This is a genomic window from Streptomyces sp. NPDC089424, from assembly GCF_044749345.1.
Classification (GTDB): Bacteria; Actinomycetota; Actinomycetes; order Streptomycetales; family Streptomycetaceae; genus Streptomyces.
Genome location: NZ_JBIVHU010000008.1, coordinates 83199 through 107324 on the forward strand (window position 1 = coordinate 83199; position 24126 = coordinate 107324).

Annotated in this window: 18 protein-coding genes; 11 read left to right on the forward strand and 7 right to left on the reverse strand. The window is 71.9% G+C overall.

Going from position 1 to position 24126, the window contains the following annotated elements; all coding sequences use genetic code 11:
- The first annotated feature begins 99 nt into the window (after nucleotides 1–99).
- The 7 genes from ACIP2X_RS29530 (at nucleotide 100) to ACIP2X_RS29560 (ending at nucleotide 11650) form a co-directional block, all read left to right on the forward strand.
- The gene (locus ACIP2X_RS29530; protein ID WP_401678485.1) at nucleotides 100–1527 is read left to right on the forward strand and encodes a DUF4192 domain-containing protein; all 1428 of its coding nucleotides are present in this window, start codon (nucleotides 100–102) and stop codon (nucleotides 1525–1527) included.
- A 538-nt stretch (nucleotides 1528–2065) separates the two neighbouring features.
- Nucleotides 2066–3985, forward strand: a complete 1920-nt coding sequence (locus ACIP2X_RS29535) for a glycogen debranching N-terminal domain-containing protein (RefSeq protein ID WP_401679228.1) — start codon at nucleotides 2066–2068, stop codon at nucleotides 3983–3985.
- 157 nt (nucleotides 3986–4142) lie between these two features.
- Complete coding sequence (locus ACIP2X_RS29540; RefSeq protein ID WP_401678488.1) at nucleotides 4143–4901, forward strand: NUDIX domain-containing protein; 759 nt, start codon at nucleotides 4143–4145, stop codon at nucleotides 4899–4901.
- A 96-nt stretch (nucleotides 4902–4997) separates the two neighbouring features.
- The gene (locus tag ACIP2X_RS29545) at nucleotides 4998–7355 is read left to right on the forward strand and encodes an ATP-binding cassette domain-containing protein (protein WP_401678491.1); all 2358 of its coding nucleotides are present in this window, start codon (nucleotides 4998–5000) and stop codon (nucleotides 7353–7355) included.
- A 173-nt stretch (nucleotides 7356–7528) separates the two neighbouring features.
- Nucleotides 7529–8416, forward strand: coding sequence for a FadR/GntR family transcriptional regulator (locus ACIP2X_RS29550; RefSeq protein WP_401678494.1), 888 nt, complete (start codon nucleotides 7529–7531; stop codon nucleotides 8414–8416).
- 632 nt (nucleotides 8417–9048) lie between these two features.
- Complete coding sequence (locus ACIP2X_RS29555; RefSeq protein WP_401678497.1) at nucleotides 9049–10593, forward strand: RNA polymerase sigma factor; 1545 nt, start codon at nucleotides 9049–9051, stop codon at nucleotides 10591–10593.
- A gap of 151 nt (nucleotides 10594–10744) precedes the next feature.
- Entirely contained in the window at nucleotides 10745–11650 is a 906-nt protein-coding gene (locus tag ACIP2X_RS29560) for a S1 family peptidase (protein WP_401678500.1), read from the forward strand.
- Nucleotides 11651–11811: 161 nt separating this feature from the next.
- On the opposite strand, the gene ACIP2X_RS29565 is transcribed toward ACIP2X_RS29560, so the two are convergent.
- The gene (locus ACIP2X_RS29565) at nucleotides 11812–12042 is read right to left on the reverse strand and encodes a hypothetical protein (protein WP_401678502.1); all 231 of its coding nucleotides are present in this window, start codon (nucleotides 12040–12042) and stop codon (nucleotides 11812–11814) included.
- Nucleotides 12043–12485: 443 nt separating this feature from the next.
- Here ACIP2X_RS29565 and ACIP2X_RS29570 point away from each other — a divergent pair, with 443 nt between their 5' ends.
- The 3 genes from ACIP2X_RS29570 (at nucleotide 12486) to ACIP2X_RS29580 (ending at nucleotide 16753) form a co-directional block, all read left to right on the forward strand.
- Nucleotides 12486–14609, forward strand: coding sequence for a type IIA DNA topoisomerase subunit B (locus ACIP2X_RS29570; protein ID WP_401678505.1), 2124 nt, complete (start codon nucleotides 12486–12488; stop codon nucleotides 14607–14609).
- Between the two features lie 96 nt (nucleotides 14610–14705).
- Nucleotides 14706–15164: a DUF485 domain-containing protein gene (locus ACIP2X_RS29575; protein WP_401678508.1), complete on the forward strand. Its 459-nt coding sequence runs from the start codon at nucleotides 14706–14708 to the stop codon at nucleotides 15162–15164.
- On the forward strand, nucleotides 15161–16753 hold the full coding sequence (locus ACIP2X_RS29580; protein WP_401678511.1) for a cation acetate symporter: 1593 nt from the start codon (nucleotides 15161–15163) through the stop codon (nucleotides 16751–16753). The genes ACIP2X_RS29575 and ACIP2X_RS29580 overlap by 4 nt, the downstream gene beginning before the upstream one ends.
- 44 nt (nucleotides 16754–16797) lie before the next feature.
- Here ACIP2X_RS29580 and ACIP2X_RS29585 read toward each other — a convergent pair whose 3' ends face one another.
- The 4 genes from ACIP2X_RS29585 to ACIP2X_RS29600 form a co-directional block, all read right to left on the reverse strand.
- The gene (locus ACIP2X_RS29585; protein WP_401678513.1) at nucleotides 16798–17478 is read right to left on the reverse strand and encodes a response regulator; all 681 of its coding nucleotides are present in this window, start codon (nucleotides 17476–17478) and stop codon (nucleotides 16798–16800) included.
- Entirely contained in the window at nucleotides 17478–19148 is a 1671-nt protein-coding gene (locus ACIP2X_RS29590; protein WP_401678516.1) for an ATP-binding protein, read from the reverse strand. Before ACIP2X_RS29590 ends, ACIP2X_RS29585 begins: the two co-directional genes overlap by 1 nt.
- Nucleotides 19149–19237: 89 nt before the next feature.
- A complete protein-coding gene (locus ACIP2X_RS29595) occupies nucleotides 19238–20197 on the reverse strand; it encodes a sucrase ferredoxin (RefSeq protein WP_401678519.1) in 960 nt (319 codons plus the stop codon).
- Between the two features lie 147 nt (nucleotides 20198–20344).
- Entirely contained in the window at nucleotides 20345–21601 is a 1257-nt protein-coding gene (locus ACIP2X_RS29600) for a citrate/2-methylcitrate synthase (protein ID WP_401678521.1), read from the reverse strand.
- A gap of 111 nt (nucleotides 21602–21712) precedes the next feature.
- Between ACIP2X_RS29600 and ACIP2X_RS29605 the strand changes: the two genes are divergently transcribed.
- Nucleotides 21713–22879 carry a citrate synthase/methylcitrate synthase gene (locus ACIP2X_RS29605; protein WP_401678524.1) on the forward strand — a complete coding sequence of 389 codons (1167 nt, stop codon included), beginning with the start codon at nucleotides 21713–21715 and terminating at the stop codon, nucleotides 22877–22879.
- 88 nt (nucleotides 22880–22967) lie between these two features.
- Here ACIP2X_RS29605 and ACIP2X_RS29610 read toward each other — a convergent pair whose 3' ends face one another.
- Both ACIP2X_RS29610 and ACIP2X_RS29615 read right to left on the reverse strand, forming a co-directional pair.
- Nucleotides 22968–23207 (reverse strand): hypothetical protein, encoded by a 240-nt coding sequence (locus ACIP2X_RS29610; protein WP_365446107.1) that lies wholly within the window; start codon nucleotides 23205–23207, stop codon nucleotides 22968–22970.
- A gap of 216 nt (nucleotides 23208–23423) precedes the next feature.
- Nucleotides 23424–23984 carry a DUF6082 family protein gene (locus ACIP2X_RS29615; protein WP_401678527.1) on the reverse strand — a complete coding sequence of 187 codons (561 nt, stop codon included), beginning with the start codon at nucleotides 23982–23984 and terminating at the stop codon, nucleotides 23424–23426.
- Nucleotides 23985–24126 lie beyond the last annotated feature (142 nt).

A 24126-nucleotide genomic window follows, 5' to 3' on the forward strand; every position in this document is an offset into this window, starting at 1 on the left:
CGCATGACGCATCACGGCGAATCGACTGAATCCTTCGAAAACGACAACGCGTCCGGGAGGGGTCGGGGGCGGCGCCGACCCCGTGCCCGCGGACGCCGAATGAACGGTGAGGGGCTCCCCGCCACCCACCAGGTCACCTTGCGCACCCCGGCCGAACTGGCCGACGCCCTCCCATACCTGCTCGGTTACCGCCCGGAGGACAGCATCGTCCTCGTCGCCCTCCATGGCGGGCGCGGGCGGTTCGGCGGCCGGGCGCGACTGGGTATCCCGGCGAATCCGGACGACTGGGAGTCCGTAGCGGGACAGCTGGCGCACGGCCTGATCCGGGGAGGCGAGCGCAGGGGAGCACGACCGGAACAGATCGTGGCCTACGTCTGCCAGGAACCGGGTGTCGGCGAGACGGGCCGGCAGGTCATGGAGCGACTCCGTCCGCTGGCCCACCAGCTGCGCTACCAGTGCGGCCAGCTCGACGTGCCGGTGATCGAGGCCCTGTGCATCTCGGGCAGCCGCTTCTGGTCGTACTGCTGCGACATCAAGGGATGCTGCCCGGACGAGGGCGAGCCCATGGGGTTGCCGGGCACATCGGTACTGGCCGCCGCGGCCACCTACGCGGGTCTTCAGGTGCGCGGCACGCTGCGGGAGCTCAGGGCGCGGCTCCAGCCCTGGGAGACGGCCGCGGCACTGGAGCAGGAGGGCGCGCTGGACACCGCGAGCATGGCCCTGGTCCCCAGGATGCTCGACGGCACCCGTCGCGCGTGTGTGGCCGAGGAGACGGTGGACCTGGCCCGGCAGGTCATGAGCCGCCTGGCCGACGCACCGCCCGCTTCCGGCGCGTTCATGGCGGACCTGCAGGACGACGGCATTCTCCAGTGCGAGGAAGCGGCGACCCTGATTCTCGGCCTACAGGATCGCACCACCCGCGACCGGGTCGCCGAGTGGATGGAAGGCGACGAGGCCGCCCCCGCGCTCCGGCTCTGGCGCGCCCTGTCCCGCCGGTGCGTCGGTCCCTACGGCGAGCACGCGGCAGCGCCCCTCACTCTCGCGGGCTGGGTGGCCTGGTCGACCGGTGACGACCTCGAAGCACGGGAGGCGCTGGCCATGGCTTTGGGCGCCGATCCCAGCTATCTCTTCGCCCGCCTCCTCCACCAGGCGGTCAACGAGGGCCTCGATCCCGAATCGATCCGCCGCTGCCTGCGCGCCGAGCGGGACGACCGGGCCCGTATCACCTCCGGGGAGCCCACAGCGGCGCGGGGAGGAGAGGGCGTCGACACGACGCAGGGCACTGACGACGCCGATGGCCAGAGCAAGGGCAAGGGCAGTGGCGGTGAGGCAGGAGAGGAGTCGCGAGAGAAGTCGTTGCCGCGACGCAGGGTGTCCGCGGGAGGGACCGGTCCGGGGAGCGGGCGCAGCGGCGGTACGCGTCCGCCGGTGGCCGGGAAGGGCGGCGTGCGGCGTCGCACGTCCCGGCGCGGCGTTCTTCCTGCTCGCAGGCACGGCGAGGGGGACGCGGCAAGGGTGGTCGAGTGAGTTGCCGGATCACTCCGAGCCCTGGCGCCCGCCACCGTTCGATCGCCGGAAGGGTGTCCGCACGGCCGGCGGTGGCTCGCGTTCCGCCTCCCCATCCCCTGGGCGGGCCCGGTTAGTGCGTGACCCGAAGGAGCCCCGGTGCGTTCACCTGAGTGGCGGAACGCCTGGACGAGTGGCACCGCCGCGACGCCATGTCCCGACGGAGCTTCGCACCCGGTCCCGAACCAGTCCGAGGCGCACAGAGCGCAGAGGAAGCAGCCCGATGCAGCAGACGACTCCGCCCTTCGCCGATCGCGCGATCCGTGGCCGGCATGCGCCACGGCCCGGTCCCGGCACCGGCCCGCCGCAGCGGACCGACGGTCTCGGCCACCGGGAGTCCTCCATGAACGGCGGGGGACCCCTGTCTCGCGCGACGAGTCAGGACGCGGCACCTCCGGCCAGGCCGAAGGGGGAGGTCACGGCGGCACCACCGACCCGGCTCCGCCCCGCGTCCCCGCTCCCACCCCGCCCCGGCGACCTGCCGCCCACCCACAACGTCATGGTCTGCGTCGCCCTTCCGGGCCTCGTCATCTCCACCGGGCAGGGGCAGTTGACGGGGGAGGGGCTGGAGGGCTTCTACCGCGCGGGCCGGCGGCTGCTCTCCCGGTGCCAGGTCCGCGTGGCCGGACGCGAACCACTCGCGGTGCAGGCCCGGACGACGGGCGCCGATCGCGCGCGCTTCGTCGGCACGCTGCGCGCCTCGCCGCACACCGGACCGGACCCGGACGTCATGGTCGAGCGCACCCGGTGCGCGGACGGCACGGAGCGGATCACCCTGCGCAGCGCGGCCTCCCGCCCCCTGCGCCTGCCCGTGGAGGTCGCCCTGGGGACGGACCTCGCCACTTTGGGTGCCATCGCCTCCGGCAGCGCGGGGCCGGAGGTGCCCGCCAGCGTTCATGACGCGGGGCTGCGCTGGACCGACGGGAAGGAGACCTCGTCGGTCACGGCGGACCCGCCGCCCACCGACGCGCTGGCCTCGGCGGGCCTGCTGCGCTGGGAGGTCGAACTGGCCCCGGGCGGCAGCACGACCCTGGAGTTGAGGGTCCGCACGGCCGGCGCGGGACCCGTCCGGGCGGTCGGCCGTTCGGCGGCGAGTCCGTTCGCCCCGGCGTCGGTGTCGGGCGACGACCCCTGCGTGCAGCCGTTCCTGCGGACCTGCGTCGACGACCTGCACGCGCTGCTGCTGCGCGATCCCGCGCATCCGGCGGACGTGTATCTCGCCGCCGGGGCACCCTGGCGCTGCGGCCTCGCGCCGGCCGACGCCCTCGCGGCCGCGAGGATGGCACTCCCACTCGGAACGCGGCTCGCCACGGGCACCCTGCGCACGCTCGCCCGGAGCCAACTCGCCGGTCCCGGGCAGCAGTCCGGCATGATCCCCGGGCCACGCCGGGACGCCGGCGGTCATCTGCCGCCCGCCTGCACGGGCACCGAGGCCACGCTGCTGTTCCCGGTGCTCCTCGCGGAGGCCCGCCGTTGGGGGATGCCGGAGCACGAGGTGGAGGAACTGCTGCCGGCCGCCGAGCACTGCCTCACCTGGTTGCGGACGGCGGTGGGCGACGGCACGTACGTGTCCGACCCCCAGCCCGGCGGCCCCTTCCGGTGCGAGACGCAGGCCCATGCCCATCGCGCGGCGCTGCTCGGCGCCGATCTCCTCGACGCCTGCGGCAGGCCGGGGGGCGCCGGACTGAGGGAGTGGGCCGGGGAACTGAGGTCCGCGTTCAGGACCGCCTTCTGGATCGAGGACCCGGGAGGCGGACGACCGGCGGCGGCCCGTTCCCGCGAGGGCCGCCTCGTGCCGCAGCTCGGGGCGAGCGTCGTCCACCTGCTCGACACCGGACTGCTGGGCGGGGGCGAACTGGCGCCGGGGCTGCTCGACCGGACGCAGGCCGACCAGGTCGCCCGGCTTCTCGGCAGTCCGGCGATGGACTCGGGGTGGGGACTGCGCGGCCTGGGCGTCAAGGAGACGGGTTACAGCCCCTTCGGGCACCGCAGTGGTGCCGTACGGGTCCAGGAGACGGCGACAGCGGTCGCGGGCCTGGCCGCCGCCGGGTACGAGAAGGAGGCGAGTGCGCTGCTGCGGGGCGTCCTGGCGGCCGCCGTGGCATTCGAACACCGACTGCCCGAGATGTACGCGGGCGAGCCGCGTGGCGACGGGGGTGCCCCGCTTCCCCACCCGGCGGCCTGTCGTCCCGCCGCCACCACGGCCGCCGCCGGGATCCTGCTGCTCACCACCCTCGTCGGCATGCGTCCGGACGCCCCTGCCGGCACGGTCACGTTGCGTCCCGTGCGCAGCGCGCCCCTGGGAGAGATCACCCTGAACGGAATACGGGTCGCGGGCGCACCCTTCTCCGTACGGGTCAGCCGACTGGGCCTCGCCATGGTGGAGGAGGCCGCGGAGGGACTGCAGCTCGGGGTGTGACGCCACAGCGGGGCGAAGGCTCGGTCGAGCAGGTCCACGGCCGAGAGGCGACAGCCGGGAGCCGCAGGTGAAAGCCGCACCGCCAGGACGCGGAACGGCTGCCGACGGAGGCGACGAGGGGAGTGTTTATCGTCAGGCAGACGACTATGATCGCGGCATGCCCTACGACCCGTCAGCCTTCCCACCCTTCGCCGTGACCGTGGACCTGGTCGTGCTGACCGTGCGTCGCCATGCGCTGTGCGCGCTGGCCGTGCGCAGGGGCGAGCAGCCGTTCCAGGGGCGCTGGGCGCTCCCGGGCGGCTTCGTGCGGGACGACGAGGACCTCTCCCAGGCCGCGGCGCGCGAACTGGTCGAGGAGACCGGGCTCTGTGTGCACGACCCCGCTGCCCCCACCCAGGACAACGGCGCGCACCTGGAGCAGCTCGCCACCTACGGCGACCCCAAGCGGGACCCCCGCATGCGCGTCGTCAGCGTCGCGCATCTGGCCCTCGCCCCCGACCTGCCGGCCCCCCGCGCGGGCGGCGACGCCAGCAACGCGCGCTGGGCGCCGGTCGAGGAACTGCTGCAGCAGGGCGGCTACGGCCGGGACGGCGAGCCCGTGATGCCGCTGGCCTTCGACCACGCGCAGATCCTCGCGGACGGGGTGGAGCGCGCCCGCTCCAAGATCGAGTACTCCTCACTGGCCACGGCGTTCTGCCCGCAGGAGTTCACCGTGGGGGAGCTGCGCCGCGTCTACGAGGCGGTCTGGGGGGTGGCGCTGGACCCGCGGAACTTCCACCGCAAGGTGACGGGCACGCCGGGCTTCCTGGTGCCCACGGGTGGTACCACGACCCGGCAGGGCGGCCGTCCCGCACAGCTCTTTCGCGCGGGCGGGGCGACGCTCCTGAACCCGCCGATGCTGCGCCCGGAGGTGTGACCCCGCCCGCGTCGGGCACGGGGCGTCCGGTCGCGCTCCGCGGGGCCACGTGTTAGCTACCCGAAAAAACGGACATAGCACGCTATCTTGCTACGGGTGATCCAGGCCTTCGGACTGACCAGCAACTCCCGCAAGGACCTTCCGCCTGCCGTCGACGACGTCTCCTTCGAAGCGCCCGCGGGCCGCGTCACCGCGCTGCTCGGAGATCCGGGTGCAGGCAAGACGACGGCCCTCAGGCTGATGCTCGAACTCCAACCGGGCCGCGGCATTACTCACTTCAGGGGTCGCCCCCTGCACCGCATCGACCATCCGTCCCACGAGGTCGGCGTCCTGCTGGGCGACGTGCCGGGGCACCCCGGCCGGACGGTTCGGGGACATCTGCGCATGCTGTGCGCCGCCGCGGGCATCTCCGCCCGCCGGGCCGACGAGGTCCTGGAAGTGGTGGGCCTCGTCAGCCTCCGCGACGAGTGCCTCGGCACCCTCTCGCGCGGGATGGACCGGCGCATGGGTCTGGCCTGCGCACTGTTGCCCGACCCCCACACGCTCGTCCTGGACGAATCCGCGGCCGGGCTCTCGACCCGGGAGAGCCACTGGCTGTACGGCATGCTGCGCGCCCACGCCGCGCAGGGCGGCACGGTCCTGGTCACCACGTCGGACCCCAAGGAGGCAGCCCGCACCGCCGACCGCGTCGTCACCCTGGAACGGGGCAGGGTCGTCGCGGACCAGGAGGCCAAGGAGTTCGCCCGCACCCGGCTGCGGCCGCGCGTCGTCGTCCACAGCCCGCACGCCGCCCGCCTCGCGGCCGTCCTCACCAAGGAGGCGCGCACCGCGCACCGCTCCGTCGAGGTCGTCATGGAGAGCGGCAACCGGCTCTCCGTGTACGGCAGTAGTTGCGCCGACGTCGGCGAGGCGGCGTTCCGCCACAGCGTCCTCGTGCTCAAACTCGCCGACGAGGTGGGAGACATGGGGCCGGGGGCCGGGACGGGGAAGACGTCCCCGGAACCGCAGCACGCGGAGCGGACGCGGGCGCAACTCGAGCGGTCCCAGGCCGAGGAGGGACCCGAAGCGGACCCGCGTCGCACGGGAGCGGGGCTGCCGCGCCAGAGCGACAGCGGGTCGCACAAGGACGCGGCTCCCTCAGCGGGAGCGGTCGACAGGGAGACCGCCGGAGGGGCGGCAGTCGGCAAGGCCGCCACCGGCAGGCCCGCCAACGGCAAGGCGGCCACCGGCGGAGAGGCGGCCGACGAGGCCGCTGCCAGCAAACCCACCCCACGGCCGATGCCGGCCCCGCTCGACACCCCGCCCGCGGCCGCGCCACTCGCCTCGGAGCAGAACGTCCCCGCAGAGGCGGACGGCACGCGCCCCAGCACGCCGGGCAACTCCGTCACGGCCGGCAACCCTCAGGCCGCCCCGGCCCCCTTCCCGGACCGCGCCCCCCTGGCCGGTCGCATCGCCCTCGCGGAGCACGACACCCCCACCAGCCACACCACACCCGACGGCAAGAACTCCGACCGCACGGTCCCCGACCTCGAGACCTCCGACGGCAAGCCCCTCAACCGCAAGACCCCCGATCGCGCCCAGGCCCCTGATCGCGCCCCGGCCGCCGATCGCGTCACCCCCGACGACAGGACCCGCGCCACCGAATCCCTGCCCGCGCTCCCACCCCCCATCTCCGTCCACCCCGCACCCACCCCCCTCCGCCCCCTCCGCTACGAGCTGCGCCGGGCCACCGGCATCAGCACCGGATTCGTCACCAGCGCCGCCGTACTGGTCGTGTCCGCGCTCACCGCCCTCGTGCTCGCGCGGATCGGGCACACCCCGCAGGCGCGGCTGCTCGCCGCGTGGCCGCAGCAGCTGCCGTTGCCGCCCGCAGCGCTCGGCGCGGGCCTGCTGGGGGCGCTGGCCTTCGGGGAGGAGTTCCGCCACCCCGCCCTGGCGGCGGACCGGGGCACCGTCCCCCGTCGCCTCGGGCTGCTCACCGCCAAGCTCCTCGTCTCCGCGGCCACCGCGCTCGCCCTGGCCGTCCTCACGGTGGGCTGCGACGCCGAGGTGCTCTATCTCGTCTACGGGCAGGACCTCGCGCAGATCCCCGGCGACTGGCTGTCGCTGAGCGCGAGTTGGTTCGGGCTCATGGTCGGGTGCGCCTGGGCGGGCGTGCTGGCGGCCGGTGTCTTCCGGTCCACCACGGCCGGGCTGGCCGCCGTTCTCGCCGTACCGGTCCTCGTCGTACCGCTCGTACAGAAGGTCGTCGAGGGATCATCCGTGCGAGCCGCCGCGGGGCTGCCGATGCGGATGAGGCAGATGTTTCTGCTGCAGTGGCCGTTCGGCGGGGAGCGATATCTGGAGGCCGCGGCGCGGGTCGTCGCCCAACCCGTCGGCAGCGCGCTGACGTTGTCGCTCACCGCGCTGCTCTGCGCGTATCTGTTCACGACCCTGCGCAGCAGGGTCCGATGACAGGCTTCTGACTACCCTCCGTGCCCTTCCGATCCGGTGCTGCGCACAACTCCCTCGGGAAAGCCCATTTCTTTCCGATAAGGCGTCAATTGCGACGGGGTGAGCGATCACCCTTTCGTGTGCTTTTCACCAAAGACCTCAAGGGAGTTGGAGACAGCGCCGACAAAGGACTCGTGAGTACCCTTGCGCACACCATGATGACCTCCGCCCGTTCCACCGACTCCGGTCTCGTCGGTCCGGGCGAACTCGACCGCTACCCCTACGCCGAGGCCCACGGCCCCGACCGTGTGAGCGCCCCCGTCTGGGAGGGCGCGGACCCCGAGCTGGGCCGTGTGGGCCGCCGAGCCGCGGGCAGCCGCGGCCGCGGCCTGCACGGCCAACTCGTGCAGCAGCTGGGACAGATGATCGTCTCCGGCGACCTGGGGGCCGACCGCCCCCTGGTTCCCGAGGAGATCGGCCAGCGCTTCGAGGTCTCCCGCACCGTCGTCCGCGAGTCGCTTCGCGTTCTGGAGGCCAAGGGCCTGGTCAGTGCCCGCCCGAACGTCGGCACGCGCGTGCGTCCCGTCAGTGACTGGAACCTGCTCGACCCCGACATCATCGAATGGCGGGCGTTCGGTCCGCAGCGTGACGACCAGCGCCGCGAGCTGAGTGAGCTGCGCTGGACCATCGAACCGCTCGCCGCCCGCCTGGCGGCCGGCCACGGCCGTGAGGACGTCCAGCAGCGGCTGTCCGACATGGTCGAGATCATGGGGCACGCGATGGGGCAGGGCGACGCGATCACCTTCTCCCGCGCCGACGCCGAGTTCCACTCGCTGCTGATCCAGGTCGCGGGCAACCGCATGCTGGAGCACCTCTCCGGCATCGTCTCCGCCGCCCTCCAGGTCTCGGGTGGCCCGGTGACCGGTTGTGACCGGCCGAACGAGACGTCCCTCGCGCATCACGCCCGGATCGCCGACGCCCTCGCGGCCGGTGACGGCGGGGCCGCCGAGGCGGCCATGCGCCAACTGCTGACCGTCCACCCCGAGGTGGAGCGCGTGGTGCCCGCACCGCGCGAGCACTGACCGCGGACCGCGGTGTGCCGCGGCCGGTAGGTGTCCGAGGTGTCCTCCTCCCCGGTGCCGCTGGGCTTCCCCGGTAACGCTCGGCCGGACGTGCAGTGCGTCCCCCTCGGACCCCGCAGGTTTCCCCAAGATCTGCGGGGTCCGACGACGCGAGGCGCTGGACGGGCGCTGGACGGGCGCTGGACGGGCTCCGGACGGGCGGACGGGCGGACGGTGGGCGGATGGGCAGTCGGGCGAACGGATGGACGGACCGGCGGGGCGCACGGATGGCGGGGCGCACGGATGGCTGGGCGGACGGATGGTGGGTAGACGGACGGTGGGTCGACGTGGGCCCGCAGGACGTTCCGAACGGAACGAATCAGAGTTCCCGGTGACCCCCTCTGGCCGTGTCTGACCGTTTTTGAGCGCTTACGGGGTGTGACTCGGGCCACGCAGATTGGGCGTAACACTCGTGGAAACAGCGCGATGACCTAAGAGGTGACAGCCGAGAAGGGAACACGAACGCCGGACATGGCGTTGTGGTTCCTCCCGGCCCCCGCCCGCGCCGTCGGCCCATCCCCAAGCCGGCGGTCGGCTCCTGTCCGCCGTGGACGGGGCCGGAAGTCGTTTTCCAACGTTCCGAGAGGTTGTTCGTGTCGGCCAGCACATCCCGTACGCTCCCGCCGGAGATCGCCGAGTCCGTCTCTGTCATGGCGCTCATCGAGCGGGGAAAGGCTGAGGGGCAGATCGCCGGCGACGACGTGCGTCGGGCCTTCGAAGCTGACCAGATTCCGGCCACTCAGTGGAAGAACGTACTGCGCAGCCTCAACCAGATCCTCGAGGAAGAGGGTGTGACGCTGATGGTCAGTGCCGCAGAACCCAAGCGCACCCGCAAGAGCGTCGCAGCGAAGAGTCCGGCCAAGCGCACCGCCACCAAGACGGTCGCAGCGAAGACGGTGGAGGCCCGTAAGCCCTCCGCCGCCGGTGCTGCCCCGGCCGCGCCCGCCGTCGACGATCCGGCCGAGGAAACCGCGCCCACGAAGAAGGCCGCCGCCAAGAAGACTGCCGTCAAGAAGGCGACCGCGAAGAAGACGGTCGCGGCGAAGAAGACGGCCGCACCCAAGAAGTCCGCCGACGGCAAGAAGGACGACGCCGAGCTCCTCGAAGAGGAGACTCTGGAGGAGCCCAAGGGAGCCACCGAGGAGCCCGAGGGCACCGAGAGCGCCGGGTTCGTGCTGTCCGACGAGGACGAGGACGACGCGCCCGCTCAGCAGGTCGCCGCCGCCGGTGCCACGGCCGACCCGGTCAAGGACTACCTGAAGCAGATCGGCAAGGTCCCCCTGCTCAACGCCGAGCAGGAGGTGGAGCTGGCCAAGCGCATCGAGGCCGGTCTGTTCGCCGAGGACAAGCTCGCGAACTCCGACAAGCTGGCGCCGAAGCTCAAGCGCGAGCTGGAGATCATCGCCGAGGACGGCCGCCGCGCCAAGAACCACCTGCTGGAGGCCAACCTCCGTCTGGTGGTCTCCCTGGCCAAGCGCTACACGGGCCGCGGCATGCTCTTCCTGGACCTGATCCAGGAGGGCAACCTCGGTCTGATCCGCGCGGTCGAGAAGTTCGACTACACCAAGGGCTACAAGTTCTCCACGTACGCCACCTGGTGGATTCGTCAGGCGATCACCCGCGCGATGGCCGACCAGGCCCGCACCATCCGTATCCCGGTGCACATGGTCGAGGTCATCAACAAGCTCGCGCGCGTGCAGCGCCAGATGCTCCAGGACCTGGGCCGCGAGCCCACCCCGGAGGAGCTGGCCAAGGAACTCGACATGACCCCCGAGAAGGTCATCGAGGTCCAGAAGTACGGCCGTGAGCCGATCTCGCTGCACACCCCGCTGGGCGAGGACGGCGACAGCGAGTTCGGTGACCTCATCGAGGACTCCGAGGCCGTCGTCCCGGCCGACGCGGTCAGCTTCACGCTGCTCCAGGAGCAGCTGCACTCGGTGCTCGACACCCTGTCCGAGCGCGAGGCGGGCGTCGTCTCGATGCGCTTCGGTCTCACCGACGGTCAGCCGAAGACCCTCGACGAGATCGGCAAGGTGTACGGCGTCACGCGCGAGCGTATCCGCCAGATCGAGTCGAAGACCATGTCGAAGCTGCGCCACCCGTCGCGTTCGCAGGTGCTGCGCGACTACCTCGACTAGGTCGTCCGCGCGGGTTCCGAACGAAGAACGACAGGAAGGCCCGGCCACCCGAAGGGGTTGCCGGGCCTTCGTACTGGGCTGAGCGGGTGCGGGCCGTAGCGGCCTGAATCACTCTGGGTGTCTCACGAACCTCCCAGAGTGAGGAGCACACATGCGTCGTCCCACTGTCCGGGCCCTGACCCGGCCGCTGGTACTGGCGGCCGCGGCCACTGCGATACCCCTGGCCACCGCCGTTCCCGCGGCCTCGGACGGCATAGTCGTCGGCGGCTTCCCGATCGACGCCGCCGACAGTCCCTACACGGTCGCGCTGTCCAGCCGTGACCGGTTCGGAGGTACGCGGTCGGGCCAGTTCTGCGGTGCGGTCGCGGTGGGCCGGACCACCGTCCTCACGGCGGCGCACTGCCTGGGCGAGGACGTCCTGGGGAAGCCGCCGGGCAAGGTGCGCGACCTCAAGGTCATCGCTGGCCGCACCGACCTGCGCACGGACGAGGGGCAGGAGATCCCCGTCAGTGAGGCATGGGTGAATCCCGCGTACGACAACATCAGCAACGCCGGCGACTTCGCGGTCCTCACGCTCGCCGAGGAGCTTCCGGAGAAAGCGGTGATCCCGATGGCCGCGGCGGGTGACTCCGCCTACGCGGCCGAGACGAGCGCCACGGTCTACGGCTGGGGCGACATCACCGGCGCCGGCGACTACCCGTCCGGCCTGCGGGCCGCACGCGTGCGCGTACTGCCGGACGCGCTGTGCGAGAGGGCGTATCCGGGCAGTAGCGACGGCACGTATCGCGCGGACGCCATGCTGTGCGCGGGGCAGCGGGTGGGAGGCCGGGACGCCTGCCAGGGGGACAGCGGAGGGCCACTGGTCGCCGAGGGGCGGCTGGTCGGCCTGGTGTCATGGGGCAGCGGCTGCGGACGTCCGGGCAGCCCGGGTGTCTACACGCGGGTGTCGGACGTCCTCAAGAAACTGGGCTGGGACCGGCCTGCCGAGGAAGCGAAGCAGCGCGTGCCGGGCGAGGGCCGCGGCAAGGTGCCCGGGAAGCCCGTACGGCTTCCCTGAGGGGCCTTGAGGATCCTGGGCCTGGCCCTGGGCCGGGGAGGCCCGGACAGGGGTTCCGCCAGGACCGCCGAGAGTGAGTGGACGAGGACGGGCGGCCGCCCTGAGCAAGGGCGGCCGCCCGTTCACCGGTCTGAACCGGAGCTCGTCGTGGACGCTAGGCGTCAGCGCTCATCTTCGGGAGCGGTCGCAGGAGCGGCCGTGAGTCGCTCCGTCTCGTCCTGTATCTCAGCGGCGATCTTCTTGAGTTCCGGCTCGAACTTGCGGCCATGGTGCGCGCAGAAGAGCAGCTCTCCGCCGCTGAGCAGCACGACGCGCAGGTATGCCTGGGCGCCGCAGCGGTCGCAGCGATCAGCCGCCGTCAGCGGGCTCGCGGGGGTCAGAACAGTAGTCACGTCGCCTCTTCTCTAGCTCGACGAGCTGTCGTACCAGGGTCAACATCCAACCAGCCCGAAAACGTTCCCGCTCGTGGCGTTTCCTCGAAAAAAATCTTCGAGGTGGCTGTCTGCTGCCGGTTGGCGGCGAATGTGCCGTATTACGTGTCTATGTGTCTTACGGGTTCGCTCAGTCTGTCGGTGTCGGTGTCCTCCCCGGCCGGCTTGCCGGTTGTTCATGAGGACGTGCCCGGAGCCTAAATGGTTCATGCCTCGAAGGGAACGTGATATGTGCTTCACTCCAACGAGGGATCGAACACGCATGCGACCGTGGACTAGTCTGAGTTCCGGACGAGGGTGGCGTTACAACGGCTCTACCAGGCCTCGGTACCCTCTGAACGGCTACCGGAGCCGCGCCCTTACCCCAATGGGCCCCATATGAAATTCAGCGAGGAGCGAACCGCGTGACCGCCGAAACGTCCGTGCCGTCCACAGCGCTGCTGGCAGGAGCAGACCGGGACGGTTCCAACTACACCGCGCGGCACCTGCTCGTCCTGGAGGGACTCGAGGCCGTCCGCAAGCGCCCTGGCATGTACATCGGGTCGACGGACAGCCGTGGCCTGATGCACTGCCTCTGGGAGATCATCGACAACTCCGTGGACGAGGCCCTGGGCGGCTACTGCGACCACATCGACGTGATCCTGCACGACGACGGCTCGGTCGAGGTGCGGGACAACGGCCGCGGCATCCCGGTCGACGTCGAGCCCAAGACCGGTCTGTCCGGCGTCGAGGTCGTGATGACCAAGCTGCACGCCGGCGGCAAGTTCGGCGGTGGCTCCTACGCCGCGTCGGGCGGTCTGCACGGTGTGGGCGCCTCCGTGGTGAACGCCCTGTCCGCCCGGCTGGACGTCGAGGTCGACCGCGGCGGCCACACCCATGCCGTCAGCTTCCGCCGGGGCGTCCCCGGCGCCTTCGCCGCCCTCGGGCCCGACGCGAAGTTCGAGGCCGGCAGCGGCCTGCGCAAGGCCAAGAAGATCCCCAAGACCCGCACCGGCACGCGCGTGCGCTACTGGGCCGACCGCCAGATCTTCCTCAAGGACGCCAAGCTCTCCCTGGACAACCTGCACCAGCGGGCCCGCCAGACCGCGTTCCTCGTCCCCGGCCTGACCATCGTCGTCCGCGACGAGTACGGCCTCGGCGAGGGCGGCAGCAAGGGGGAGGAGTCCTTCCGCTTCGACGGCGGCATCAGCGAGTTCTGCGAGTTCCTGGCCACCGACAAGCCGGTCTGCGACGTCCTGAGGCTCTCCGGCCAGGGCACCTTCCGGGAGACCGTCCCGGTCCTGGACGAGCACGGCCAGATGACTCCCACCCAGGTCACCCGCGAACTCGACGTCGATGTCGCGCTGCGCTGGGGCACGGGCTACGACACGACCCTCAAGTCGTTCGTGAACATCATCGCCACCCCCAAGGGCGGCACCCATGTCGCGGGCTTCGAACAGGCCGTGACCAGCACGCTCAACGAGGTGCTCCGCACCAAGAAGATGCTGCGGGTCGCCGAGGACGACATCGTCAAGGACGACGCCCTGGAGGGGCTGACGGCGGTCGTGACCGTCCGTCTCGCCGAGCCGCAGTTCGAGGGCCAGACCAAGGAGGTCCTCGGCACCTCGGCCGCCCGGCGCATCGTGAGCACCGTGATCGCCAAGGAGCTCAAGGCGTTCCTGACCTCCGCGAAGCGGGACGCCGCCGCACAGGCCCGGGTCGTCCTGGAGAAGGCGGTCGCCGCGGCCCGTACGCGTATCGCGGCCCGCCAGCACAAGGACGCGCAGCGCCGGAAGACGGCCCTGGAGTCCTCGTCGCTGCCGGCCAAGCTCGCCGACTGCCGCAGTGACGACGTGGACCGCAGCGAGCTGTTCATCGTCGAGGGCGACTCCGCGCTCGGCACCGCCAAGCTCGCCCGGAACTCCGAGTTCCAGGCGCTGCTGCCGATCCGCGGCAAGATCCTCAACGTCCAGAAGTCGTCCGTCACGGACATGCTCAAGAACGCCGAGTGCGGCGCGATCATCCAGGTCATAGGGGCGGGCTCCGGCCGGACCTTCGACCTCGACGCGGCCCGCTACGGCAAGATCATCATGATGACCGACGCCGACGTCGACGGCTCCCACATCCGCTGCCTGCTCCTGACGCTCTTCCAGCGCTACATGCGCCCCATGGTCGAGGCCGGCCGGGTGTTCGCCGCGGTGCCGCCGCTGCACCGGATCGAGATCGTCCAGCCCAAGAAGGGCCAGGACAAGTACGTCTACACGTACTCGGACCGCGAGTTGCGCGACAAGCTCATGGAGTTCCAGAGCAAGGGCATCCGCTACAAGGACTCGATCCAGCGCTACAAGGGTCTCGGTGAGATGGACGCCGACCAGCTGGCCGAGACCACCATGGACCCGCGCCACCGCACCCTGCGCCGCATCAACCTCGCCGACCTGGAGGCCGCGGAGCAGGTCTTCGACCTCCTCATGGGCAACGACGTCGCGCCCCGCAAGGAGTTCATCTCCAACTCGGCGGCGACCCTGGACCGGTCCCGCATCGACGCATAGCGCAGACCGGGGCCACCAGCGGCCCCGGTCACCTGATGGGGTGAAGAGCGGGAAGAAGAATAGTCAGGGATCTTCCCGCTCTGTCCATGCTTGGGCATGCCCTCTAGCAACGGTCGCCCCGAGCACTACGACGACCCCTGGTACGACTCCCTGGCCTCCGGCTGGGGCGAGCAGGCCGGCCCCGCCGCATCCGTGCCCGCCGCGCGCGAAGAGGCCCCGGCCGCCGGTGACGTCTACCTCGAGGTGCAGCGCAGCGCGGCCTTCCAGGAGGTGCGCAGCCGCTACCTGAGGTTCGTCATCCCCGCGGTGACCGGATTCCTCCTCTGGTACGTGGCGTACGTCGTGGCCGCCACGACCGCGCCCGGGCTGATGGCGCGGCCCGTGGTCGGCGCGGTCAACGTGGCGATGCTGGCCGGGCTCGGCCAGTTCCTCAGCACTTTCCTGCTCACCTGGGCCTACGCGCGGCACGCCCGGCTGCGCCGGGACCGGGCCGCGCTCGAACTGCGCTGGGACACCCAGGAACTGACGCGTGGCATGCGTGGCGGTGCCCTGTGACGGGCGATCACCAGACGCTGGCCCTGCTGCTGTTCAGCGCGTTCGTCGCCGTCACCCTCGGGATCACGACCTGGGTGAGCCGTGACCGACAGGGTTCGGCGGAGGAGTTCTACGTCGGCGGGCGTCTCTTCTCGCCCATGGAGAATGGTTTTGCCATCGCCGGCGACTACATGTCCGCCGCCTCCTTCCTGGGCATCTCCGGACTCATCGCGCTGTTCGGGTACGACGGGATGCTCTACTCCGTGGGCTTCCTGGTGGCCTGGCTCGTCGTCCTGCTGCTGGTCGCCGAACTGGTCCGCAACTGCGGCCGGTTCACCCTCGCCGACGTGGTGGCTGCGCGGATGCGGGAGCGGCCGGTGCGGATCGCGGCGGGAACCTCCTCGGTGACCGTGTCCGTGCTCTACCTGGTGGCGCAGATGGTGGGGGCGGGCAGCCTGGTCGCGCTGCTGCTGGGCGGGACCAGCGAGGCGGCGCGGTCCTGGACGGTCATCGGCGTCGGCGCGCTGATGGTGATCTACGTGTCGTTGGGAGGGATGCGGGCCACCACCTGGATCCAGATCGTGAAGGCGGTCCTGCTGATGGGCGGCACGATCGCCCTGACCGTGCTCGTCCTGGCCCGCTTCCACGGGGACTTCGACCAACTGCTGCGCACCGCGGCCGCGCGCAGCGGCCACGGGGAGGCGTTCCTCGCTCCCGGGCTCAGGTACGGAGGGGACTGGACCGCCCGGTTCGACTTCATCAGCCTCGGGCTCGCCCTGGTGCTGGGCACGGCCGGGCTGCCGCACATCCTGTCCCGGTTCTACACCGTGCCCACCGCACGGGCGGCCCGGCGCTCGGTGGTGTGGGCGATCGGGCTGATCGGCGGCTTCTACCTGATGACGATCGTCCTCGGCTTCGGCGCGGCGGCCATCGTCGGGCCGGACGCCGTCCACGCGTCGAACGCCGCCGGGAACACGGCGGTTCCGCTGCTGGCCCTGGACCTGGGCGGCGGGGCGGGCTCCACCGGGGGGACGGTGCTCTTCGCGATCGTCGCCGCCATCGCGTTCGCGACCATCCTCGCGGTGGTCGCGGGCATCACCCTGGCCTCCTCGGCGTCCGTGGCGCACGACTTGTACGCGTCGTTGCGGCGCCACAGGTCCGTGCCGCGCAGCGAGGTGGCCGTGGCCCGCACGGCCGCGGTCGGCATCGGCGTCGTGGCCATCGCCCTCGGGCTGCTCGCGCGGGACCTCAACGTCGCCTTCCTGGTCGGCCTCGCCTTCGCCGTCGCCGCGTCGGCCAACCTTCCCGTGCTGCTCTACTCGCTGTTCTGGCGGGGCTTCACCACCCGCGGCGCCGTGTGGTCCGTGTACGGCGGGCTCATCCCGGCCGTGGTGCTGGTGGCGCTGTCGCCCGTCGTGTCGGGCAGTCCCGAATCACTGTTCCCCGGCGTCGACTTCCAGTACTTCCCGCTGCAGAACCCGGGCCTGGTCTCGATCCCCCTGGGCTTCCTGGCGGGCTGGCTCGGCACGGTCACCTCGCCGGAGACGCCGGACCCCGCGAAGCACGCGGAGACGCAGGTGCGGGCGCTGACGGGCGCGGGGGCCGCCTGAGGGGACGGGGCTCAGGTGCGGGTCGTCACCTGAGGAGCCGGGGCTCAGGTGCGGGTCGCCCACATGTAACGGTGTTCCGGGCGGCCCGCGTCGCCGTACTTGAGGGTCAGCGTGGCCCGCCCCGTGCGTTCCAGGAGCTTCAGATAGCGCTGGGCGGTCTGGCGGCTCACCCCGGTGCGTTCGGCGATCTCCTGGGCGGACAGGGGGCTTTCCGCGTGCATCAGGGCCTGCCGTACGAGCTCGGCGGTGGTGGGGGAGTGCCCCTTGGGCAGATCCGGCTCCGACGTCGCGGACAGCGCGCCGAAGATGCGGTCCACCTCGGCCTGTTCCGCCTCGCCGCCGCCGTCGAGGGTGCGGCGCAGCGCGGCGTAGGCCTCCAGCTTCGCCCGCAGACCCGCGAACGCGAACGGCTTCACGAGGTACTGCAGCGCGCCCTGGCGCATCGCCGCCCGCACCGTCGAGACGTCGCGTGCCGCCGTCACCATGATCACGTCGGTCTGATGGCCGCGCCGGCGCATCTCCTGCACCGCCGCGAGGCCCGTCCCGTCGGGCAGGTAGTGGTCCATCAGCACCAGGTCCACCCGCGGCAGCGCATCCAGCCGGCGCAGCGCCCCGGCAGCGCTGTGCGCCTCCCCGGCGACACGGAAGCCCGGCACCTTCCCGACGTACGCGGCGTTCACGCGCGCGACCCTGGTGTCGTCGTCCACGACCAGGACCTCGATCATCACGCCTCCTCGCCGTCGGCCCGCCGGGTGGACGGGACGGCGAGCGCGGGTTCCGCGCCCGGTTCGGACAGCGCCTCGGGCAGGACGACGGTGAACTCCGCGCCGCCGCCCGCGGCTTCGCCGGCCGTCGCGGAACCGCCCTGCCGCTCCGCCAGCCTGCGCACCATGGAGAGGCCTATGCCGCGCTCCCGGTGCGCGGGCGGCTCCTTGGTGGACCAGCCCTCCGTGAAGATCAACTCCCGTAGCTCCGCCGGGATTCCGGGACCGGTGTCCCGTACCACGAGCACGGCGGTACGGCCCTCGCTGTACACCTCGACCTCCACGCGCGCGTGCGGGGTGCCCGCCGCGGCGTCCAGCGCGTTGTCCACCAGGTTGCCGACGACCGTGACCAGCCCCCGGGCGTCGACCAGGCGGTCCGCGAGACGGGTACGGCCCGACAGCCGCAGGGCGACGCCCCGCTCCGCCGCCACGGTGGCCTTGCCGACCAGCAGCGCGGCGAGCAGCGGGTCCTCGATCCGCTCGGTGACCTGCTCCGCGGTGGCCCGGTGGTCACCGACCACCTCGCCCACGAACTCGACCGCGTCGTCGTACATCTCCAGCTCCAGCAGCCCCAGAAGCGTGTGCATCCGGTTGGCGTGCTCGTGGTCCTGCGCGCGCAGGGCGTCGATCAGGCCGCGGGTGGAGTCCAGTTCGCGGCCGAGCTGCTCCAGCTCCGTGCGGTCGCGCAGGGTGGCGACGGCGCCTCCGTCGCCGGTGGGCATCCGGTTGGCGACCAGGACACGCGGGCCGCGCACCGTGAGCAGATCGGTGCCGGGCACCCGGCCGGCCAGCACATCCGCCGTGCGTCCCTCGCCGAGGGCCTCGTCGGGGGAACGGCCCACGGACTCGTGCCCGATGCCCAGCAGGCGCTGCGCCTCGTCGTTGAGGAGCCGGACACGGCCCGTGCGGTCCAGCGCGACGACGCCCTCCCGGATGCCGTGCAGCATCGCCTCACGCTCCGCGAGCAGCCCCGCGATGTCGGAGAACGCCAGGTCCCGGGTCTGCCGCTGCACCCGCCGGGAGATCAGCCAGGCGGCCAGCGCGCCCACGGCCAGGGCGCCGCCCGCGTACGCCAGCAACTCCGGGATGGCGTGGACCAGCAGGGCCCGGACACTGTCGTAGGCGATCCCGACCGACACCGCGCCGACGATCTCCCCGTCCGCGTCCCGCAGCGGCACCTTCCCGCGCGCGGAGCGGCCCAGGGTGCCCTCGTCGATCTCCATGACCTCACGGCCGGCGAGCGCGTCGCCGGGATCCGTGGAGACGTGTCTGCCGATCTGCGAGGGCTCGGTGTGCGACCAGCGCACGCCCCGGCGGTCCAGCACCACGACGTACTCCGCCTGCGTGGCCCGGCGGATCCGCTCCGCCTCCCGCTGGACGGGCCCGTCGGGCGTCGCGGGCGTCGCACGGAGCTCCTCGGCGAGCCGCGGTTGCGCCGCGGTGGTCTGCGCGATGGCGAGCGCGCGCCGCATCGCCTGGTCGTCGAGCTGGTCACTGAGGGGCGCGAGGAACAGCCCGGTCGCGAGCACCGCGACTCCCGCCGCGATCGCCACCTGCATCATCAGCACCTGCGAGAACACCCGGCGGGGGAGTCCCAGGCGCAGGCGTCGGGTGGGGGGAGTGGGGCGCATACCCACGAAGGTACGTGGGGGAACGCGCGGTGCCGCAGAGGGGTGGCGCGGCTCACCTCGGGGCGGCAGGGAGCGCCGAAGGCCGCCGGTCAGCTCGCGAGTGCCGAGGCCTCGAGCGCGTGGACCGCGACCACGTCCATGCGTGCCGGGGAGCCCAGGACCGACGTACCGCAGCTCTCCGCGCGCGGGGGGAGCGAAGCGCCCTGGGCGACGATCACCCGCCACTGGCGTCCGTCCGTGTGGGCGACGACCACCTCCCAGCGCGCTGCCGCACCGTCCACACGTACCGCGTTCTCCGTCCGTACGACGCTCAGCGCGTCCGCCGCGTACTCGCCGGCGGACGTCCGCACGGCCAGCTCCGCCGCCTGGCCGGGCCGTTCCCAGGCCGAACGGCCACGGCAGCCCTCGGGGACCACGCGGCCCTCCTGGACGCCGTGCAGGACGTCCTTGACGGTGTGGGCCTCGACCCGGCCGTACGCGTAGCCGTGGGGCAGCACGAGCACGGTCGGGGAGAAGCGATGACCGCCCAGATGGGTGACCTCCCAGATGCCGTTCATGCCGGAGGCGACGAGTTCGTTGGCCAGGGGGCGGCCGAGGAGTGCGCAGCAGCGGTCGCGCTTGCCGTTGGTGCAGACGAGGGCGAGCGGGGCGCCGGTGTGGGGCCGGCCCTGCAGCGTGGCGTCGAAGGAGCGGTGGTCGCCCGCGCCGAGGGCGGTGAGGTCGAGGTCGAGCAGCCGCGCCGGGTCGTCGATGGTGGCGGCCCGCAGCCAGGCGTTGCCGGGCAGGGTGTGCGCCGCGTACACGTGGCGTACGGCGGGAGCGCCGAAGTCGGCGTGGCGGCCGGGGCGGCGGATGAGCGCGACCCGCACGCCGGTGCCTTTCGCGGCCGCTTCCAGGGCCCGGCCCAGCGCGGGATCCAGGTGGCTCGAAGTGAGCGCCCGCGCGCCCCAGGGACCCGGCTGTTCCACCAGGAGCCAGGTCCTGGCGGTCGCGGCGGTTCCGGAAACGGGCTCGTCGAAGTCCCGCGAGACGGTTGCACACCTACTCACACAGGTGAGCCTAACCTGACTTCGTCCAGGGTGACTTCCGGACCTCCCCGTGTCCTGTCCCGACGGCGACAGCGACGGCGGCTGCGGCAGCGACGTCGACTCCAGCAGCGGCAGTGACCGTGGTCCTCTCGGGCCGGCACCGCGGTCCTACTCGGGCAGGGGCTGCGGAGGGCGCGAGCCCACGTACTGGCCGCTGGGGCGCATCCGCAGGGGCCGTTCGCCGTACTCCTCCAGCGCGTGGGCGATCCAGCCCGCGGTCCGGGCCACCGCGAAGATCGTCTCGCCCGCGGTGGGCAGCATGCCGCCGGCCACGGTGAGCACGGCGAGGGCCAGGTCGACGTTCGCGTGCAACGGCGTGTGCCGTGCGGCGGTGGCCACGACGTCGCGGGCGGCGGCCAGGGCCGGCTCGGCGTCGGGCATCTGCTCCAGGGCGGCGAAGAGTGCCCGCGCCCGGGGGTCCTCGCCCGGGTACAACTGGTGGCCGAGCCCCGGGATGCGGCGGCCGGCCCGGAGTTCGTCCGCGACCACGGGCGCCGGGTCACCCTGGTCGAGGACCTCCACGAGCATCCGGTGGGCAAGGCCACTGGCCGCGCCGTGCAGGGGGCCCTCCAGCACGCCGAGCCCGGCGGAAACGGCCGCGTAGGCGTGCGCACGGGCCGACGCGGCGACCCGCACCGCGAGCGTCGAGGCGGCGAGATCGTGGTCGACGAGCAGGCCGAGCGCCATGTCCAGGGCGCGCAGCGAGGTCTCGTCCGGGTCGCGCGGGCTGAGCCGTCGCCACAGGCGCTGGGCCAGGGAGCCCTCGTCGCGCTGTGTGGGGCGGCGCGGCGGGAGGGCGGCGACGAGCGTGGGGATCAGCACGCGCGCGGTGCCGAGGACGGCGTCCTCGGACAGGTCGAACCGCAGCGGATCCGCGCAGGCGGCGGCGACGACGGCGACGCGCAGCCGGTCGGTCGGTCCGCTGTGCTCGGGCAGCGAGTCGACCGCGCGCCGGGCCACGGCGACGGAGGCCAGGGGCGCGGCGAAGGTGATCCCGGAGCGCAGTCGCCCCGTCCACAGCCACTCGGCGATCTCCTCGTAGCTGTGACGTGCGGCGAGCTCGGTCGCGTCGACTCCCCGGAAGTAGTACCGGTCGCCGTCGATCAACGTGATCCGGGTGCGGACGGACAGGTCGGTGGCGGTGCCGGGACTCCCGCTGCTCTCACGTCTGTTGCGCCGGGCGAGCGCCGCCACCTCCTCGGCGTCGAACGTGCTGCCCCGGCCGCCCGGCGTGCGGTGGCTGGTCAGCTGGCCGCGGCTCACGTAGGCGTACACCGTCTCCGCCTTCACGCCGAGCAGCTCGGCGGCCTCCTTGGTGCTCAGCCGCCGGCCCGGTGGGACGGGGCCGGGTTCTTGATCGCGCATGGGGGTCACCGTAGCGGCCTGGGCGACACATTGACTCCAGTATTGATTCAATCAATATTGACAGAGTTTGAGTCAACCATGGACAGTCGCATCAAGTCCAGGGAGGAAAACATGTCCGTCAACAGGTCCGCATCCAGTGCTGTCGACGTGCCGCGGGGGCTCGCGGGCGTCGTCGTGACCGACACCGAGATCGGTGACGTACGGGGTCTTGAGGGCTTCTACCACTACCGGCAGTACTCGGCCGTCGACCTCGCGCAGACCCGCTCGTTCGAGGACGTCTGGCATCTCCTGGTGCACGGAGAGTTGCCGGACGGCCCGGGCGCGGCGGCCTTCGCCGCCCGGACCGCGGCGCTGCGGCAGCTGCCCGACGAGGTGTCGGCGGCGCTGCCAGCCATCGCGGCGGCCGGTGGGCGCTCCGGTCCGCTCGCCGGCCTGCGCACCGCGTTGTCCCTGCTGGGCGCGGCGCACGGCTTCCGTCCGCTGTACGACATCGACGCGGACCGGCGGCGCGAGGACGCGCTCGTGGCGACGGCGGCCGTGCCGACCGTGCTCACGGCGCTGCATCGGCTCGGTCGAGGGCTCGCGCCGGTGCCGCCCCGGGAGGACCTGTCGTACGCGGCGAACTACCTGTACATGTTGACGGGCGAGGAACCGGATCGGCGGCGGGCCCGTGCGGTCGAGCAATACCTGATCTCAACCATTGATCACGGATTCAACGCGTCAACCTTCACCGCGCGGGTGATCGCGTCCACCGGTGCCGACGTGGGCGCGTGCCTGGTCGGCGCGGTCGGCGCGCTCTCGGGGCCACTGCACGGAGGTGCCCCGAGCCGGGCGCTGGACACCCTGGACGCCATCGGCACGGTGGATCGCATCGACCCCTGGATCCGGGAGCGGGTCCTCGCCGGCGACCGCATCATGGGCTTCGGGCACCCCGTCTACCGCACGGAGGACCCGCGTTCCCGCATGCTGCGGGGCATCGCGCAGGAGTTCGGCGGGCCGCTGGTCGACTTCGCGGTGGAGGTGGAACGCCGCGTCGAGGCGATCCTCGCCGAACTCAAACCCGGCCGTGAACTGCACACCAACGTCGAGTTCTACGCCGGAGTGGTCATGGAACTCTGCGGCCTGCCCCGCGAGATGTTCACCCCGACCTTCGCCGCGGCCCGCGTGGTCGGCTGGAGCGCCAACATCCTGGAACAGTCCCAGGACTCGAAGATCATCCGCCCGGCGGCACGCTACGTGGGGCCCGGGGCGCCGGTGAAGGTGCCACAGGCGGCGTGAGGCCGGGCCCGGGAACGAACGAGGTCCGGCACCGTTTTGGTGCCGGACCTGAAGGCGGTGGTCCCGGGTCGGGCCCGCAGCGGATTACTTACACATCAGGAATGTCGCGCTTTGCGCGAATAAGGGTTTCGCGGGTGATGACGACGATGCGCTCGTAATCCGCCCGCGAGGCGTCGGAGGGCAGATCCGGGTCGAGTGAGTCCGTGGCGTCCCTGCCGATGACGGCGAAGTTTCCGTCGGCCAATTCGAAGATGTCAGGGCAATTGCCTCCTCCAGTGCTTCCGCGCTGGCTTGGAGGTACACCGATCCGACGGATGATCTGACTCACTGTTTGTTCCCTTTGGTCCACGACTGAAGAGGGGTGCACGACGGCAGCTGGTGCGAAGGCGCCTTGTGGGTGCACTCGTCGTCCGGCAGCGTGAGCGACGCTTGTGGGGTCACTCGGCACGGTCAGGCGAGAGTCAACCCCAGTGGCGACTGGGACAACTGACGTATTCACCCGTTCGTTATGGCCCGAGGGTGTGATTTCTGCGCGAGCGTGTTCCTACTCGGCCGGCGGCTCGCCCACCACCCACCATTCCTCGGTGTCCGCCTCCTCCAACTGCCGAAGAAGGTCGTCCACCATGCGTCCCAACTCGGCCTCGTCGGAGTCCTCCGGAAGGGTGGCGCGCTGGCCGCGCGTAGCGATCCAGTACTCCCGGACGACCGGGTTCTGCAGCAGGCCGCGCATCCGCCCGAAGACCTCCTCACGGCTGAGGTTGCCGATCCGGTAGTAGAAGAGGAGGTTCGTGTAAAGGGCATTGGCGAAGAGGTACTGCCTGCGTTCCAGCGGTGACGCCGGTGCCTCGAAGATGTCCAGCACCTCCGCCAGTTCAGGACTGTCGATCGCCTTGCTGAGCAGCTCCCAGTGCAGATGCTGCTGATTGGCGAGGTTCGCGTGCCGGTGCGAATGGGCCACCTGTGCTTCCAGGCGGTCGAGTCGCGCTCGCATGGCGTGTGCCGTGCGGCGTTCCGCGGCCAGCGCGGCGAGGGCTCCTGTCAGCAGACCCAGGCCCGCTGCCGCAGCGGTGCCCAGCCCCCGTGTCCTTATTTTCCGTGTGGCCATGTCAACCCCCGATTCAGGCAGCCGCCCGCCGGTCGTCGGGGTGCGGGTCGACGGGTGGGGACCGGCGAGCGGTGGGCGGCGCTTGCCGTCTCCCAGGGTGCCGAGCGGCTCTGATCGGCGGGGAGGCGGAGAGGAGGCGCAC

Excerpts from the sequence above, each read along its gene's own strand:
- ACIP2X_RS29530 (WP_401678485.1), top strand. The coding sequence starts at position 100 with ATGAACGGTGAGGGGCTCCCCGCCACCCACCAGGTCACCTTGCGCACC.
- ACIP2X_RS29535 (WP_401679228.1), top strand. The coding sequence starts at position 2,066 with ATGGTCTGCGTCGCCCTTCCGGGCCTCGTCATCTCCACCGGGCAGGGG.
- ACIP2X_RS29540 (WP_401678488.1), top strand. The coding sequence starts at position 4,143 with ATGCCCTACGACCCGTCAGCCTTCCCACCCTTCGCCGTGACCGTGGAC.
- ACIP2X_RS29560 (WP_401678500.1), top strand. The coding sequence starts at position 10,745 with ATGCGTCGTCCCACTGTCCGGGCCCTGACCCGGCCGCTGGTACTGGCG.
- ACIP2X_RS29575 (WP_401678508.1), top strand. The coding sequence starts at position 14,706 with ATGCCCTCTAGCAACGGTCGCCCCGAGCACTACGACGACCCCTGGTAC.
- ACIP2X_RS29585 (WP_401678513.1), bottom strand. The coding sequence starts at position 17,478 with ATGATCGAGGTCCTGGTCGTGGACGACGACACCAGGGTCGCGCGCGTG.
- ACIP2X_RS29590 (WP_401678516.1), bottom strand. The coding sequence starts at position 19,148 with ATGCGCCCCACTCCCCCCACCCGACGCCTGCGCCTGGGACTCCCCCGC.
- ACIP2X_RS29600 (WP_401678521.1), bottom strand. The coding sequence starts at position 21,601 with ATGCGCGATCAAGAACCCGGCCCCGTCCCACCGGGCCGGCGGCTGAGC.
- ACIP2X_RS29605 (WP_401678524.1), top strand. The coding sequence starts at position 21,713 with ATGTCCGTCAACAGGTCCGCATCCAGTGCTGTCGACGTGCCGCGGGGG.
- ACIP2X_RS29615 (WP_401678527.1), bottom strand. The coding sequence starts at position 23,984 with ATGGCCACACGGAAAATAAGGACACGGGGGCTGGGCACCGCTGCGGCA.